The organism is Virgisporangium aliadipatigenens, assembly GCF_016863615.1.
In the GTDB taxonomy this organism is placed as follows: domain Bacteria; phylum Actinomycetota; class Actinomycetes; order Mycobacteriales; family Micromonosporaceae; genus Virgisporangium; species Virgisporangium aliadipatigenens.
Map to the genome: position 1 here is coordinate 147982 of NZ_BOPF01000010.1, position 15275 is coordinate 163256.

The 15275-nt window shown below is 71.7% G+C and carries 14 protein-coding genes; 7 read left to right on the forward strand and 7 right to left on the reverse strand.

Annotation, left to right across the window (positions count from 1 at the left end; genetic code table 11):
• The first annotated feature begins 105 nt into the window (after positions 1-105).
• Together Val02_RS16490 and Val02_RS16495 are read left to right on the forward strand one after the other, a co-directional pair.
• A complete protein-coding gene (locus Val02_RS16490; RefSeq protein WP_203899951.1) occupies positions 106-948 on the forward strand; it encodes a hypothetical protein in 843 nt (280 codons plus the stop codon).
• Positions 949-1015: 67 nt separating this feature from the next.
• Positions 1016-2011 carry an LLM class flavin-dependent oxidoreductase gene (locus Val02_RS16495; protein WP_203899952.1) on the forward strand — a complete coding sequence of 332 codons (996 nt, stop codon included), beginning with the start codon at positions 1016-1018 and terminating at the stop codon, positions 2009-2011.
• Here Val02_RS16495 and Val02_RS16500 read toward each other — a convergent pair.
• The 4 genes from Val02_RS16500 to Val02_RS16515 all read right to left on the reverse strand — a co-directional run bounded on the left by Val02_RS16500 (position 2001) and on the right by Val02_RS16515 (position 6296).
• Positions 2001-3479, reverse strand: coding sequence for a class I adenylate-forming enzyme family protein (locus Val02_RS16500; RefSeq protein ID WP_203899953.1), 1479 nt, complete (start codon positions 3477-3479; stop codon positions 2001-2003). The genes Val02_RS16495 and Val02_RS16500 overlap by 11 nt on opposite strands.
• Before the next feature lie 171 nt (positions 3480-3650).
• On the reverse strand, positions 3651-4970 hold the full coding sequence (locus Val02_RS16505) for a hypothetical protein (protein WP_203899954.1): 1320 nt from the start codon (positions 4968-4970) through the stop codon (positions 3651-3653).
• Positions 4971-4995: 25 nt separating this feature from the next.
• Positions 4996-5541 carry a hypothetical protein gene (locus tag Val02_RS16510; RefSeq protein ID WP_203899955.1) on the reverse strand — a complete coding sequence of 182 codons (546 nt, stop codon included), beginning with the start codon at positions 5539-5541 and terminating at the stop codon, positions 4996-4998.
• Between the two features lie 53 nt (positions 5542-5594).
• Entirely contained in the window at positions 5595-6296 is a 702-nt protein-coding gene (locus Val02_RS16515) for an ArsR/SmtB family transcription factor (RefSeq protein WP_373317901.1), read from the reverse strand.
• 57 nt (positions 6297-6353) lie between these two features.
• Between Val02_RS16515 and Val02_RS16520 the strand changes: the two genes are divergently transcribed.
• Positions 6354-7262, forward strand: coding sequence for a cytochrome P450 family protein (locus Val02_RS16520; RefSeq protein ID WP_203899957.1), 909 nt, complete (start codon positions 6354-6356; stop codon positions 7260-7262).
• A gap of 155 nt (positions 7263-7417) precedes the next feature.
• Here the strand turns inward: Val02_RS16520 and galK are convergent, their stop codons facing one another.
• The 3 genes from galK to Val02_RS16535 are packed head-to-tail and all read right to left on the reverse strand — an operon-like array spanning position 7418 to position 10421.
• Positions 7418-8578, reverse strand: coding sequence for a galactokinase (gene galK, locus Val02_RS16525; protein ID WP_373317902.1), 1161 nt, complete (start codon positions 8576-8578; stop codon positions 7418-7420).
• The gene (galT, locus tag Val02_RS16530) at positions 8575-9633 is read right to left on the reverse strand and encodes a galactose-1-phosphate uridylyltransferase (RefSeq protein WP_203900090.1); all 1059 of its coding nucleotides are present in this window, start codon (positions 9631-9633) and stop codon (positions 8575-8577) included. Before galT ends, galK begins: the two co-directional genes overlap by 4 nt.
• A 2-nt stretch (positions 9634-9635) precedes the next feature.
• Complete coding sequence (locus Val02_RS16535) at positions 9636-10421, reverse strand: DeoR/GlpR family DNA-binding transcription regulator (RefSeq protein ID WP_203899958.1); 786 nt, start codon at positions 10419-10421, stop codon at positions 9636-9638.
• A gap of 323 nt (positions 10422-10744) precedes the next feature.
• Between Val02_RS16535 and Val02_RS16540 the strand changes: the two genes are divergently transcribed.
• Genes Val02_RS16540 through Val02_RS16555 form a run of 4 tightly spaced genes read left to right on the forward strand, consistent with a single transcriptional unit; the run spans position 10745 to position 15262 of the window.
• On the forward strand, positions 10745-11827 hold the full coding sequence (locus Val02_RS16540; RefSeq protein ID WP_239153014.1) for an ABC transporter substrate-binding protein: 1083 nt from the start codon (positions 10745-10747) through the stop codon (positions 11825-11827).
• A gap of 8 nt (positions 11828-11835) precedes the next feature.
• Positions 11836-13350: a sugar ABC transporter ATP-binding protein gene (locus Val02_RS16545; protein ID WP_203899959.1), complete on the forward strand. Its 1515-nt coding sequence runs from the start codon at positions 11836-11838 to the stop codon at positions 13348-13350.
• Entirely contained in the window at positions 13347-14312 is a 966-nt protein-coding gene (locus tag Val02_RS16550) for an ABC transporter permease (RefSeq protein ID WP_203899960.1), read from the forward strand. The genes Val02_RS16545 and Val02_RS16550 overlap by 4 nt, the downstream gene beginning before the upstream one ends.
• Positions 14309-15262 (forward strand): ABC transporter permease, encoded by a 954-nt coding sequence (locus Val02_RS16555; RefSeq protein ID WP_203899961.1) that lies wholly within the window; start codon positions 14309-14311, stop codon positions 15260-15262. The genes Val02_RS16550 and Val02_RS16555 overlap by 4 nt, the downstream gene beginning before the upstream one ends.
• Positions 15263-15275 lie beyond the last annotated feature (13 nt).

The following is a 15275-nucleotide window of genomic DNA, read 5'->3' on the forward strand; positions in this document are numbered from 1 at the left end:
CCCGTCTCGTAACGCGAGAACTCCACGAAATCGGGACCAGCGTATAGAAGGACCCGGCGGTACTCTGAGCCGCTGACGACTGACCCAGACCGGAGCTGAAAGACCATGACCTATCCACCGCAGGGCGGCTACCCGAACTATCCCCAGTCGGGTCCACCCGGCTACCCCGACCCGCAGTCCGGCGTCCCGTACTCGGGCGGGCCCTCCTATCCGCCGCAGCCCGGCCCGGCCTACCCGCCGCAGCAGCCGGCCTATCCGCAGTACGGTCAGCCCGACTACGGTCAGCAGGGCGGCTACCCGCAGCAGGGTTACCAGCAGGGGGGTTACCCGCAGCAGGGCGGCTATCCGCAGCAGGGCTACGGCGTGGCGCAGCAGGGCTATCCGCAGCAGGGTTACGGCGTGCCCGGCGAGCCGCGCCGCCGGCCCGGGGTCGTCACGGCGGCGGCCGGTCTGATGCTGATGCTGACGGTCATCCTGGTGATCAACACGGCGGCGTCCCTCGCCGCGCAGAGTCAGATCGAGGACAATCTCAAGGACTGGTACGCGGAGATGGGCCTCACCGTCTCCAGCGCCAGCACCAGCCTCGGCAACAGCGGTGTATTCACCGTCATCCTCGGTTTCATCTTCGCGATGGCGTTCGGCATCCTCGCGCTGTTCATCCTGCGTGGTGCCAACGGCGCCCGGATCACCACCTGGGTCCTGCTCGGCCTCGGCACCGTCTTCGGGCTGTGCGGGTTCATCGGCCTCGCCGCCACCAGTTCGTCGCTCGACAAGATCGCCGCGGCGGGGGGCGAAGCCGGTTCCGACATCGTCGACCGCATCATCCCCAGCTGGTACCTGCCGCTGTCGTACGGCGTGTCGGTGCTGAGCCTCGTCATCTACATCACCGTGATCGTGCTGCTGGCGCTGCCGGCGGCCAACGCGTACTTCCGCCGCCGGGCCTTCTGACCCGGTCCCGCGCTCCGGCGCCCCGATCCCGGAATCATCCGGGGTCGGGGCGGGTTGCATTACTGACGTGATCGACGTTCCGCTGTCCGTCCTGGACCTCGCGCCGGTGGCCGCCGGCGCCACGAGCGGGGAAGCCCTCCGCCACACCGCTGAGCTGGCAAAACGCGTAGAGGCGTTGGGATACCGGCGCTTCTGGGTGGCCGAGCACCACAACATGCCGGCCATCGCCAGTTCGGCGCCGCCGGTGCTGCTCGCCCATCTCGCGGCCGTCACCTCCACCATCCGCGTCGGCTCCGGCGGGGTGATGCTGCCCAACCACGCGCCGCTGGTGGTGGCCGAGCAGTTCGGCACGCTGGAGGCGTTGCACCCGGGCCGGATCGACCTCGGTATCGGCCGCGCACCCGGCACCGACCAGCTCACCGCGATGGCACTGCGCCGCACGATGGAGGGGCTGTCCGCCGAGGACTTCCCCGAGGAGCTCAACGACCTCTTCGCCTACTTCACCGGCGAGAACTCCCGGCTGCCGATCACCGCCACGCCGGGGCTGGGCGACAAGCCGGACATCTGGCTACTCGGCTCCAGCGGGTTCAGCGCGCGGCTGGCGGGGCTGCTCGGGCTGCCCTTCTCCTTCGCACACCACTTCAGCGCCGCCAACACCGAACCGGCGCTGGCCCTGTACCGGCAGAGCTTCCGCCCGTCGCAGTGGCTCGACAAGCCGTACGCGATGGTGGCGGTCAACTGCGTCTGCGCCGACACCGACGAACGCGCGCACTTCCTCGCCGGGCCGGCCGGGTTGTCGTTCCTGCGGTTGCGCACCGGGCGGCCGCAGCCGCTGGCCACTCCCGAGGAGGCGGCGGCCTACCCGTACACGGCGGCGGAGCGGGAGTTCGTCGAGGAGCGTTACGAGGGGCAGGCGCTCGGCTCGCCGGAGACGGTCAAGCGGCAGCTCGAGGAACTGCTCGCGCGGACCGCCGCCGACGAGCTGATGCTCACCACGCTCGTGTACGACGTGAAGGACCGGATCCGCTCGTTCGAACTGGTCCGGGAGGCCGTCAGCGCGTGATGGCGGCGCGCAGGCGCTTGCGATCCAGCTTTCCGACGGAAGTGAGCGGGATCGCGTCGACGATGTGTACCTCGCGCGGGTACTTGTTCGCCGCGATCCGCTCCTTGGCGTACTCCGTCAGTTCCCCCGGAGTCACCGCATCCGGCGTGGACAGGGCGACGAAGGCGACCACCTCCTCGCCCACGACCGGGTCCGGCCGACCGATCACGGCGGCCATCGCGACGGCCGGATGCGTCATCAGCACGTCCTCGACGTCGCGCGGGAACACGTTGTAGCCGTTGCGGATGATCAGATCCTTCATCCGGTCGACGATCACCAGGAAACCCTCGTCGTCGAGTCGGCCCACGTCGCCGGTGTGCAGCCAGCCGTCGGCGTCGCCGGCGGACTCCTCGCCCCAGTAGTGCGACATGACGTTGGGCCCGCGCACGACGATCTCACCCTCCTCGCCGGCCGCCACCTCCCGGCCGTCGAAGCCGATGATGCGCAGCTCGACGCCGTCGACCGGCTTGCCCACGGTGCCGAGCCTCGGCGCCCCGTCCGGCTGCGAACTGATCAGACCGGCCGTCTCCGTGCAGCCGTAGCCCTCACGGATCTCCACCGACGGCACCCGCCGCAGGAACTCCTGCGCCACGATCGGCGACAGCGGCGCCGCGCCGCAGTACACCCGCCGCAGTTCGCTCAGGTCGTAGGACTCCAGCGGGAAGCGCAGCAGCAGCGCCAGCATCGACGGCACGACCGCGGCCACCTGCGCCCGGTGCTCGACCGCCAGTTCCAGCCACCGCTGCGGCTCGAACCAGCGCATCAGGATCGACGGCGCGTGTTCCTCGGCGTAGAACCCGCCCACCGTGATGAGCAGCCCGTAGGAGTGCGACAGCGGCAGGGCGAGCAGACCGCGGGTGAGCCCCTCGACGTGGCTGCGCTTGCGGGACGCGGCGCCCACGTGCGCGAGATTGCGGTGGCTGAGCGCGACACCCTTGCTGCGCCCGGTGGTGCCACCGGTGTACATGAGCGCCGCCAGGTCGTCCGGCGCACGCTCGACGATGCCGCCCGGATCGGCCGCCTCGAGTTCGGCATAGTTGGCCCCGACCACGAACACCGGCAGGTCCAGCCCCTCGGTCGCCTCCTTGACCTTGGGCAGCACCTCGGCGGTCGTGACGATGAGGACGGCACCGGAGTTCTCGACGGCGTGACGCAGCTCGGGGGCGGAAACCAGGAAGATCACCGGCGTCACGACGGCACCCGCCCGCCAGACGGCGTTGTAGGTGATGCCCACCTCGGGGCAGTTCGCCATGATCACGACTACCCGGTCGCCGGGGCGGACACCGCGCTCGCGCAGGCCGGTGGCGACGCGGGCGGCGCGTGCGCGGAGGTCGGCGGAGCGGTACCAGGTGCCCTCGAACCAGACCGAGGGGTAGTCGCCGAGTCGTTCGTGGGCGGATTCGGACAGCCGGGCGAGGTTGGTTTCCATCGGCAGCAGCTCCTTTACCCCGGGGGTAGGGGTTTCTTCACTGCCTATGCCGGAACCGTGTTCGTGTCAACAGCGCAGCGGGCGGCCCTCATCGGTGCAGGGCCGCCCGTCGTGGTTTTCCGTCGGGTTCAGAGGTGCGGGAGGCGTTCTCAGAGGCCCAGCAGGCGGTTCTCAGAGCTTGAGCAGGCGGTCGAAGAAGGTGCGGTAGCGCTGGATCACGACGCGCAGCTGTTCGGTGTCGCGCGGGCCGTCGCCCTCGCCGCTCCACGCGTCGAGGTCGCGGCGCTGCTCGGCGAGCGCCCTCGCGACGGCCTCGGCGGCCTCGCCCACAAGGCCGCGGATCTCGTCGGCGGCGCCCTGCGGGTCGTCGACGAAGCGCAGCTGCGCCTCCCGCCAGCGGTCCCGGTAGCCGTCGGTGTCGGTGGCGGCCCAGAACGTCGGCACGGGTGCGACCTCCGCGTCGCCCGGCTTCAGCTCGTCGGCGGTCGGCTCGTCGTGGCCGTCGTCGTCGGCCGTGTCGTGGGCCTTGTCGTCGACCGGCGCCGGCAGGATGACGGGCTCCTCCTCGTCGTGGTGGGTGGCCGTGGTGTCGTCGTGGTCGTCGGGGTGGCCGGTCGCTCCGGAATCGGCGTCGCTGTCCACAGTGGACGGCCGGTCGTCGTCGGCGGCGCTGTCGTGGTAGCCGGTGGGCCGGTCGGTGTCGGTGGCCGTCGCACTATGTCCGACGCTGGTGTCGAGGTCGGCCGGCGCGCCCGTTTGCGGGCCGTCGTCCTCGGCGGTGTTGTCGTGGAGGCCGGTGGTGTTGTCGTGGTAGCCGGTGGGCCGGTCGTCGTCGGCCGCGGCCACGTTGTGTCCGACGCTCCTGTCGAGGTCGGGCAGCGCGTCGCCGCGCCCGCCCTCGTCCTCGGCGCCGTCGTGGAAACCGGTCTCGCGCTCGGTGCCGTGCAGCACGGTCGGCCGGACGTCGGGGTCGTCGCGGTCCACCGGATCCGTCGCGACGGCGTTGGCCCGGTGGTAGTCCTCGGCGGTGGGCGCCGTCGACGCGACGGCCTCCCGTTCGTCCGGGTCCAGCGTGGGTGTGTCGCCCGGCACCGAGGCGCGGCCGACCGCCACCTCGTCCGGGTCGGCACCGCCGTGGTCGCTGCGGTCGGTGCGCGCGTCCGCGTCGGCGAACGTGTGCCGGGTGTGCTCGCCGCCGTCGTCCGCCCCGGCGTCGGGTGCCTGTTCGGCCCGCTCGTCGGCGGTGTGCTCGGTGGCCGGGTACTCGGTCCGGTCGGGCTCGTCGTCGGTGCTGTCGTGCCCGCGGTCGAACTCGTCGACGGGTTCGGGCGGCGCGGCATACCCGCCGGGCGGCGTGCCGAACGGGTTCTCGCCGTGGCGCTGCAGCGGAATGTCAGCGGGGTCGCGGTCGCCGGTGAAGACGGGGTACGCCGCCGGCTGCGGGGATTCTCGGTCGTCGTCGGTGTGGTCGGTGCGGCTGTCAGGACGCATCGGAGGGGGCCCTCTTTCGGGAGATTCAGGCGGGGTTCGTCTGCTGGGTGCCGAGCAGGTCGGCGAAGAGCGCGCGGTAGTGGACCAGCGCCTGGCGCAGCTGCTCGGTGGAGGCCTCGCCGCGCTCGTTCGCCTGGTGGATCTCGTGCGCCTTGCGGTAGTGGTCGAGCGTCCGGGCATGCTCCACGGACAGGTGGGTGAGCTGTTCGTCGTAGCCGTTCGTGGGGTAGCCGCGGTCGGCCATCAGCCGGGTGACGAGCTCGTCGGCCGCACCGACGGCCTGTTCGGGCGCGTCGACGAAGCGGAGCTGGACCTCGTCCCACTCGGCGGAGTAGCGCTCCCGATCGGCCGGGTCGAGCTCGCGTAGTTCCAGCTCGGCGTGCCGGCGCTCGCGCTCGCGCAGTTCGCGTTCGGCCGCGCGGCGGTCGTCCTGTTCGGCCACGACCCGGTCGTACTCGGGTCCGAAGCGCTGGCGCAGCGCACGGCGTCGGGACAGGGCGAGCCCGACGACGGCGGCCACGACGATCAGGACGGCGAGTATGACGAGGACGGTGATCAGCGTGCTTGACATGGCACCTACCTCCTTCGTAGGGAGGTATTCCCATCCATGCCCGCCGAGGAACCTCAGGCCGCGTTTGTCAACCCCTCGACCCCCAAGAGGTTACGCAGGGCGGTCTTCCCGTCGTCGGTGACGCGCAGCGCCCGTCCCGTGCCGACGCGGGTCACCCAGCGGCGTTCGAGGAAGGTGGCGCAGAGTGCGGCCCCGGCGGCGCCGCCGAGGTGGACCCGGCGTTCCGTCCAGTCGATGCAGGACCGGGCCACCGGGCGCCGTCCGACCAGTTCCACGCCCATTTCCCGGTCGAACCACCTGAGCCCGGCCGGCGTCACCGCGAACCCGTTGTCCTGGTCGAGCAGTCCCGTGGTGGTCAGCGCGTCGGTGACGGCGACCCCGAGCCGCCCGGCGAGATGGTCGTAGCAGGTGCGCGCCGCCTCGAGCGCGGCCCGCGCGGTCACGGCCCGCAGCGTCCTGGCGGGTGGCCCGGCCGGGCGGTGCGCGTGGAGGGTCTCGACGAGCTGGGCGACCTGCGGGCCGGCGAGCCGCACGTAGCGGTGGCGGCCCTGCCGGTGCTCCACGAGCACACCGGCGTCGACCATGCGGTGCAGGTGCCCGGTGGCCGTCGGGCCGGCGACTCCCGCGTGCCGGGCCAGCTCGCCGGCGGTCCACGCCCGGCCGTCCATCAGCGCCAGGCAGAACGCCGCGCGCGTCGGATCCGCGAAGATCGCGGCCAGCGCGGCGAGCCCGTCGGCATCCGTCATGCGCACCATTGTCCGGCGGCGACACTTCGGCGCGGCCCGAACCGTCGCGCCCCTACGGTTCGGCGCATGCGCACCTTCACCACGCACTCCGACGTGGCCGCCGTCCTCGAGGACCCCACGATGGTCGTGCCCCCACCGCCGCCCGGCCCCGGAGCGATGGCCTGGCTGCGGGCCCGCGTGGCACGCTTCAGCGCCGGCGAGGAACACGCGCGCCGCCGTCGCGACGCCACCGACCTCCTGGACGCCCTCGACCCGACGCACCTGCGCGCGTCGGCGACCGCGGCGGTCCGGACCGGAACGCCCCTCGACCTGGTCACGGCCGAGGTGCTGACAGCGGCACTGGGCCTACCCGGAACGGCGCGCCTGGTGGCGACGGCCGCGGCCGGTTACCTCCCGGGCGGCCCGGAAGGCCCCGAGGTGGACGCCGCGGTGGCGGCCCTGCGCACCCACCTGTCCGCCGCCGACGCCCACCCGCCCGAGCCCGACAACGCCCGCCTGCTGGGCGGCGACGGATCGCCCGAGCCGGCCGGAGCCCGGCGTCTGGGCGGCAGTGCGGCGGCCGTGCTGGACGGCGTCCGGCCTCCAGGCTGCGGCGGGCCGGCCGAGCCGGGTGGCACGTCGACGGCCGGCGATGACGAGGCGGTGGCGGCGATGATCGGCGTGCTCCTGCAGGCCAACAACGCGACGGCCGCCCTGATCCGCGCGGCGGCGGCCCGTGGCGGCGACGTGGCGGCGGCCCTCCGGGAGGACCCGCCCGCCAGGAGCACACGGCGCCAGGCGACCACCGACCGTCCCGGCGTGCGGGCCGGCGCACTCGTGACGCTGGACCTGGCGAGCGCCGGCCTCCCGTTCGGTGCCGGCGCCCACGCCTGCCCCGGCCGGACGGCGGCCCTGGCGATCGCCGAGGGCGCCCTCAGCGCTCACCGGCCGCCCGAAGATCGCGACGAGGGACCGAGTGGTACACCAGCCACCTGATTCCGCCGGAGTTACGTGGCTGACGTACCACTCGCTCGCCGCCGCCACCCGTGGGCGGCCCCGGGGCCGGGCCGGCCCGTGCCAGACGGGCCTACGGGTCGGGCGTGCAGGCGTGCGAGACCGGGCGTGCGGAGCCGCTGGCGTGCGGGCGGGGGCTAGGCGACGCGGCGGGCGCCGGCGGAGGGCGTCGCCGTGAAGGCCTCGGGCGGCGTGAAGCCGGCCTCCGCATAGGCCTTCGCGACCGCCGCCGTCGTCGAGTCGACCGCATCGGCGTCCACCAGTGCGAGCACGCAGCCGCCGAAGCCGCCGCCGGTCATCCGGGCCCCGTGGGCGCCGGCCGCCAGCGCCGCCTCGACCGCCGTGTCGACCTCCGGCACCGTGATCTCGTAGTCGTCGCGCATCGACGCGTGGGACGCCGTCATCAGCGGGCCGATCCCGGCGATCCGCCCGGCCTGGAGCATGGCGACGGTGTTGAGGACGCGTTCGTTCTCGGTGACGACGTGGCGCACGCGGCGACCGGTCGTCCCGTCAAGCTTGTCGAGGGCCGCGGGCAGATCCGCGCCGGACAGGTCGCGCAGGCTCGGCAGGCCCAGGACGCGCGCCGCTTCCTCGCAAGAACGCCGCCGCGCCGCGTACTCGTTCGAGACGTGGCGGTGCGGGGCCTTGGTGTCGATCACCAGCACCGCCAGGCCCGACCCGCCCGGATCGAACGGGATGTGCTCCGACGCCCCGTCCCGACAGTCCAGGAAGAGGGCGTGCCCGGCCCGGCACAGCGTCGACGCGGACTGGTCCATGATGCCGGTCGGCACGCCGACGTACTCGTTCTCGGCGCGCTGGGCGAGGGCCGGCCACCGTTCGCGCGGCAGGTCGAGCCCGCCCAGGTCGACCATGGCCGACAGGACGGCGCACTCCAGCGCGGCCGACGAGGACAGCCCGGTGCCGAGCGGCACGTCCGAGTCGATCACCAACTCGGCGGCCGGCGGTTCGAAGCCCGCCTCCCGCAGGGCGAACAGCACCCCGGCGACGTAGGCGGCCCATCCCTGCACCCGCCCCGGAGCAAGATCACCGACGCCGAAGGCCGCTTCCTCGTCGGTGGCGGCCGACCAGACCGTCCAGCCGGTGCCACCCTTCGCGGCGGCCACGGCGGTCCGGCGCGAGATGGCGAAGGGCATGACGTATCCACCGTTGTAGTCGGTGTGCTCGCCGATCAGGTTGACCCGACCCGGAGCGCTCCACACCCCGGTAGGCTCCCGATCGAACCGCGAGACGAACAATCGAGCCGCACCCACGTAGCGGTCCTCCTTGTGAGCGTTCACAGTGTGACCTCGCGGAGGGCACGGGCCGCGTCCTCCGGACGGACGTCGTTGACGAAGGCCCACATCGCCGACTCCGAACCGGCAGGGTACTTCAGCTTGCCGGGAGCCCGCCGCGTGCTGAACAGCTGCAGGTGCAGGTACGCCAGGTCGCGGTCGGCCCGCACGGGTGCCTGGTGCCAGCCGGAGACGTACGGCATGGCCAGCCCGAACAGCCCGTCGAGCCGCCGCAGCACCTCCAGGTACACCGGCCCGAACGCGTCCCGTTCGTCGGCGGAGAGCGCGGGGAGGTCGGGCACCTGCCGGTGCGGGTACAGGTGCACCTCGTACGGCCAGCGCGCGAAGGCCGGCACGAACGCGGTCCAGTGCTCGTTGGTCGCCACCACGCGGGGCCCCGAACGCTCCGAAGCGAGGACGCCGGCGAACAACGACGGCGTGGCGCGGGCGGACGCGAGCATCCGGCGGGTGCGCGCCGTGACGTACGGGTAGCCGTAGATCTGCCCGTGCGGGTGGTGCAGGGTGACGCCGATCTCCTCGCCCCGGTTCTCGAAGCAGAACACCTGCTCGACGTCGTCCATGGCGGACAGTTCGGCGGTGCGGTCGGCCCACGCCTCGACGACGGTGCGCACCCGCTGCTCGGTCAGCCGGTTGAACGCGCTGTCGTGGTCGTCGGTGAAGCACACGACCTCGCACCGCCCCTTGCCCGGACGCTTGGGACTGAGCGGGTACGAGTCCCCGTCCACCGGCGCGGCCGCCGAGGAGAACGACGGGAAGCGGTTCTCGAAGACGACCACGTCGTAGGAGGCGGCGGGCACCTCCGTGGAGAACGCCGACGTCGACGGGCACAGCGGGCACTCCGTCGTCGGCGGCAGGTGGGTGCGGTTCTGCCGGTGCGTGGCGACGGCCACCCACTCGTCGAGGAGCGGGTCGAAGCGCAGCTCGGAACCGCCCGCGCGGGGCGGGAGGTCGCGCTTGTCGGCCGTGCCGCGGTCCTGCGCGCTCTCGTCGAAGTAGATGAGCGTGCGGCCGTCGGCCAGGGTCGTTTCGGTGCGGTGGATCTTCACCTGACCTCCTGCGGGGCGACCACGACGAGTTCGCCGACGCGTTCGTCCAGTTGGTCATGGGCTTCGGGCGGAAGCCCCTTGTCGGTGATGAGGATGTCGGCGTCCTGGAGCGGGCAGATGGTGGCGATGCCGATCGTCTCCCATTTCGTGTGGTCGGCCAGCACGACGAGCCGGCGGGCCGCGTTGACGAGGAGCCGGTTGGTGCCGGCCTCCATGAGGTTCGGGGTGGTGAACCCGGTGCGCGCGCTCATGCCGTGCACCCCGAGGAAGAGCATGTCGACGTTGAGCGAGCTGACGGCCGCCTCGGCGACGGGCCCGGCGAGGGCGTCGGAGGGGGTCCGCACGCCGCCGGTGAGGATGACCGTCTGATCGGGGCGACCGGCCCGGTAGAGGACGTCGGCGACCGGGATCGAGTTGGTGACCACGGTCAGCCCCGGCACCTCGGCGAGGAGCGAGGCCAGGTGCGCGGTCGTGGTGCCGGCCGACAGCGCGACGGCGGTACCGGGCTCGACCAGGGTGGCCGCGTGCGCGGCGATGGCCCGCTTCTCCGCCTGCTGGCGGACGGACTTGGCGTCGAAGCCGGGTTCCTCGGTGGAGCCGGGGCCGGCGATGGTGGCGCCGCCGTGCACCTTGTCGACGAGACCGCGGTCGGCGAGCGCCTCCAGGTCCCGCCGGATGGTCATGTCCGAGACCCCGAACCGGTGCACCAGCTGGCTGACCTTGACGCCCCCCTCGCGGCGGATCAGGTCGAGGATCGCGGACTGGCGTTGCTGAGCGAGCATGTGGGGTTTCCTTCGGAACCGGGGGAGGCCTGCCGGCGGTGGCCGTAGGAGGTCATTGTCCACCGAAAAGGTGGTCCGCACCGTCCGCGTACGAGGCACATGCCGTACAGCGTTGAACGCACTCCACCAGAAGTCAACACCATCCAACGCGTCCAGGGAAGCCCAACGGGCCAGAGAACGCTCTCCACCCTCTCTGGACCCCTGCAGATGTTGATTTCGGGTTCGTAAATGTGCGAAGTCTTGACAGTTGACGTTTGCAAATGGATGAATGCGGGGTGCCTCCCGTAGCACCACACCACCCAACCTTGCACAGGGAGTACTCAATGACCGTCATGATTGGACGCCGTCGTTCGACCGCCGCCGCGTTAGCCACGATCGGGGCGTTCGCCCTGCTCGTGGGGGCCTGTGGCAAGGCCGAGGAGACCGGCGGGACCGGCACCGACAACGCCGCGGCCGCCCAGCAGACCGCTTCCGCCGGGCCTGGCGGCGGCACCTGCACCCTCCAGCAGTACGGCGGGCAGAAGATCGACCTCAAGACCGCCAAGGTCGGCTTCTCCCAGTCCGAGAAGGAGGCCAACCCGTTCCGGACCGCCGAGACGAAGTCGATCCAGGACGAGGCCGCCAAGCTGGGCATCACCAACCTGACCGTGACGAACGCGGACTCGAAGTTCAACAAGCAGATCGCCGACGTCGAGCAGATGATCGACCAGGGCGTCCAGTTGCTGGTCGTCGCGCCGCTGAACTCCGACGGCTGGGACCCGGTCTTCAAGAAGGCCGCCGCGAAGAAGATCCCGATCATCACGATCGACCGGAAGATCAACGCGAAGCACTGCACCGACTTCCTGACCTTCATCGGCTCGGACTTCTACGAGCAGGGCAAGCGGGCCGCCCGCTCGATGGCCAAGGCGCTGGACAACAAGGGCACGGTCGCGATCCTGCTCGGGGCGCCCGGCAACAACGTGACCACCCAGCGCACGGCCGGGTTCAAGGACGAGATCGCGAAGATCGCGCCCAACATCAAGATCGACTTTGAGCAGACCGGCAACTTCTCCCGCGAGGAGGGCCAGAAGGTCGCCGAGCAGCTGCTCCAGTCGAAGCCCGGCATCTCCGGCGTCTACGCCGAGAACGACGAGATGGCCCTCGGCGCCGTCACCGCGCTCAAGGGCGCCGGCCGCAAGGCGGGCGACGTGAAGATCGTGTCGATCGACGGCACCCGCGGCGCCGTGCAGGGCATCGTCGACGGCTGGATCTACGGCGTCGTCGAGTCCAACCCGCGCTTCGGCCCGCTGGCGTTCCAGACGGCGACGAAGTTCTTCGCCGGCGAGACCGTCAACGAGAACATCATCATCTCCGACCGCGAGTACGACCAGGCCACCGCGAAGGACGGCCTGGCGGTCGCCTACTAGGGACCGTCGTGCTCGAAGCGATCGACGTCAGCAAGACGTTCCCGGGCGTACGGGCCCTGGACTCCGTCTCGCTGTCCGTGCGCCCCGGCGAGGTCCACGCCCTCGTCGGGGAGAACGGCGCCGGCAAGTCCACGCTCATCAAGGTGCTCACCGGGGTGTACCGGCCGGACGCGGGTGAACTCCGCCTCGCCGGTGAGCGGGTCCGCTTCGCCACGCCGCAGGAGGCGCAGCGGGCCGGCATCTCGACCATCTACCAGGAGGTCAACCTCGTCCCGCTGATGAGCGTGGCCCGGAACCTCTTCTTGGGGAGGGAGCCGCGGCGGCGCGGGCTCATCGACACCGTCACGATGAACCGCGTCGCCGCGGAGACCCTGCGCGGCTACGGCATCACCGGGGACGTCCGGCGGCCGCTCGGGCAGCTCGCGCTCGGCGCGCAGCAGATGGTGGCGCTCGCGCGGGCCGTCATGGTCGACGCGCGGGTCGTCATCATGGACGAGCCCACGTCGTCGCTGGAGCCGCGCGAGGTCGAGACCCTGTTCGGGGTCATCGACGACCTGCGCGGCAAGGGCATCGGCATCGTCTACGTCAGTCACCGGCTGGACGAGCTGTACCGCATCTGCGACCACGTCACGGTGCTGCGCGACGGCCGTCGTGTCCACAGTGGACCGATGCAGGAGCTGCCCCGGCTGAAGCTGGTGGCTCTCATGATCGGCCGCGACGTGGAGACAGTGCGCAGCGAGGGCGTGACCGGGTTCTCGGAGGAGAGCCAGGTGGCCGACTCCACGCCGGTGCTCAAGGCGACCGGCCTGCGTAGCCGGCACAAGCTGCACGGGGTCGACGTGGCGGTGCGCCCGGGGGAGGTCGTCGGACTCGGCGGGCTGCTCGGGGCGGGCCGGACGGAGACCGTTCGGGCGATCGCCGGGGCGCTGCCGCTGGACGAGGGCACCGTGGAGGTCGCCGGCAGGCCGGTGCGCGGTTCCACCGGGGCGGCGGTGAAGGCCGGGATCGCGGCGCTGCCGGAGGACCGCAAGGCCGAGGGCATCGTTCCCGGGCTGTCCGTGCGGGAGAACATCGCGCTCGCCGTCCTCCCGCGCATGTCCCGCGCCGGGATCGTCAGCGAGAAGCGGATCGACGAGATCGTCACGCGCTTCATGGAACGCCTGCGCATCAAGGCCGCCGGCCCCGACCAGCCAGTGGGCGAACTGTCCGGCGGCAACCAGCAGAAGGTGTTGCTGGCACGGCTGTTGGCCACCTCTCCGAAGGTGCTGCTGCTCGACGAGCCCACGCGGGGGATCGACGTCGGCGCCAAGGCCGAGGTGCAGTCCCTCGTGGACGAACTCGCCGGCCAGGGCCTCGGCGTGGTGCTCGTCAGCAGCGACGCCGAGGAACTGGTGGAGGGTGCCGACCGGGTCGTCGTCCTGCGCGACGGCACCGTCGTGGCGGAGCTGACCGGCGACGCGGTCACGGCCGACGGCCTCCTGGGCGCCATCGCGGCAGCAGCCGAAAAGGAGGTGGAGAAATGACGGCCGCCACCGTGGAGAAACCGAAGAGGCTGACCGTCCACTGGGGACGGTGGCTGCCGGCGTACGGCGTCTACGTGGCGCTCGCCGCGCTGGTTCTGGTCAACGCCGTCATCACCGACAACTTCCTCGCCTGGGAGAACCTGCGCATCCAGCTGGTTCAGGTGGCACCGGTGGTGATCGTCGCGCTGGGCATGGCGGTCGTCATCGGCACGGAGGGCGTCGACCTGTCGGTCGGTGCCGTGATGGCGCTGGCGGCGGCGGTCGTTCCCATCTATCTGGGGTATGGGGCGGTGCCGGCCGTCGCGATGGCGCTCCTCGGCGGGGTCGTCGTCGGGCTGGTCAACGGCGGGCTGATCGCCGGCGTCGGGCTGCAGCCGATCGTGGCCACGCTCGCGCTGCTGGTCGCCGGCCGGGGCATCGCGCTGGTGATCTCCGACGGCAAGCTCAAGGAGATCCGCAACGCGGACCTGGTGGCGTTCGGCAACGGCGAACTGCTCGGGCTGCCGTACTCGGTGTGGCTCGCGGGCGCGCTGACCGTGCTCGTGGCGCTGCTGGTGCGCAAGACGGTGTTCGGGCGGCAGCTCGTGGCGGTCGGCGGGAACCGGCCGGCCGCGCAGCTCGCCGGGCTGCCCGTGCGCCGGGTGCTGATCGGCGTGTACGTGCTCAGCGCCGTGCTGGCGTCGATCGCCGGCGTGCTGGCCGTGGCGCGCATCCAGTCGAGCGACGCGTCGCAGGTGGGGCAGCTGTACGAGCTGTCGGCGATCACGGCCGTGGTCGTCGGCGGGACGCCGCTCACCGGCGGGAAGGTGCGCGTTCTGGGGACCGTCGCCGGGGCCTTGCTCATGCAGCTGGTCGTTGCCACGCTGATCAAGCATGATCTACGTTCTTCTATCGCTGAGATGGTGCAGGCCGTGATCATCGTGGCCGCCGTCTATGCCGCACGGGAACGGGGGACCCGGTGAAGCTCAGTGTGGAGGGCGTTCAGAAGCACGGGGCACTGGCCGTGCTGGCGTTGGTGACGCTCGTCGGGCTGCTGGCGTTCCCCGGTTTCCGGACCGTCGACAACGCCGGCACTCTTCTCGTGAACGCCGCACCGCTCGGCCTCATCGCCCTCGGCATGACGTTCGTGATCCTGACCGGCGGCATCGATCTCTCCGTCGGCTCGGTCTTCGTGCTCGGCGGCGTGGTGGCCGCGTGGGCGTCGCAGTACGGGTTCGTGGCCGCACTCGTGGTGCCGCTGCTCGTCGGGGCCGCCGTCGGCCTGGTGAACGGCGTGCTCGTCGCCCGCACCAACATGGCGCCGTTCATCGTGACGCTGGCGACGCTGCTCGGTGCGCGTGGGCTCATGCGGGCCGTCAGCACCGAGGGTTCGACCACCTACCTGGTCGAGTCGCAGCCGTTCAAGACCCTGGGCAACGGCGACCTGCTCGGCGTGAAGTGGCCGGTCTGGATCGCCGCCGTCCTGTTCGTCGCCGGCTCGGTCGTGCTCAACCGCACCGGCTTCGGCCAGGCGGTCTACGCGGTCGGCGGCAACACCGACGCCGCGCGGCTGATGGGCGTTCCGGTGGCGGCCACGCAGATCCGGGTGTACGCGCTGTCCGGGCTGCTCGCCGGCTTCGCCGGTGCGCTGAACGCGGCACGGCTCGGCTCCGGCGTCACGGTGCTCGGCATCGGCACCGAACTCGACGCCATCGCGGCGGTCGTCATCGGCGGCACGCTGCTCACCGGCGGCGCCGGCGCCCTGTCCGGAACGATCGCCGGGGTGCTGCTCCTCGGCGTCATCCAGAACCTCATCAACCAGGTCGGCGACGTGCCCACGGCGTACCAGCAGGTCGTCAGCGGCGCGTTCCTGGCCGTCGTCGTGGTCGCCCAGACGTCTCTGACCCGACTCAGATCCGTCGCCCCTGTTTAACCGCCAACCAACG

What these genes read in the sequence shown, in the direction of transcription:
- Val02_RS16500 (WP_203899953.1), bottom strand. Translation starts at nt 3,479, where the DNA reads ATGGAAACCAACCTCGCCCGGCTGTCCGAATCCGCCCACGAACGACTC.
- Val02_RS16520 (WP_203899957.1), top strand. Translation starts at nt 6,354, where the DNA reads ATGCGCACCTTCACCACGCACTCCGACGTGGCCGCCGTCCTCGAGGAC.
- Val02_RS16490 (WP_203899951.1), top strand. Translation starts at nt 106, where the DNA reads ATGACCTATCCACCGCAGGGCGGCTACCCGAACTATCCCCAGTCGGGT.
- Val02_RS16515 (WP_373317901.1), bottom strand. Translation starts at nt 6,296, where the DNA reads ATGGTGCGCATGACGGATGCCGACGGGCTCGCCGCGCTGGCCGCGATC.
- Val02_RS16505 (WP_203899954.1), bottom strand. Translation starts at nt 4,970, where the DNA reads ATGCGTCCTGACAGCCGCACCGACCACACCGACGACGACCGAGAATCC.
- Val02_RS16535 (WP_203899958.1), bottom strand. Translation starts at nt 10,421, where the DNA reads ATGCTCGCTCAGCAACGCCAGTCCGCGATCCTCGACCTGATCCGCCGC.
- Val02_RS16550 (WP_203899960.1), top strand. Translation starts at nt 13,347, where the DNA reads ATGACGGCCGCCACCGTGGAGAAACCGAAGAGGCTGACCGTCCACTGG.
- Val02_RS16510 (WP_203899955.1), bottom strand. Translation starts at nt 5,541, where the DNA reads ATGTCAAGCACGCTGATCACCGTCCTCGTCATACTCGCCGTCCTGATC.
- Val02_RS16540 (WP_239153014.1), top strand. Translation starts at nt 10,745, where the DNA reads ATGACCGTCATGATTGGACGCCGTCGTTCGACCGCCGCCGCGTTAGCC.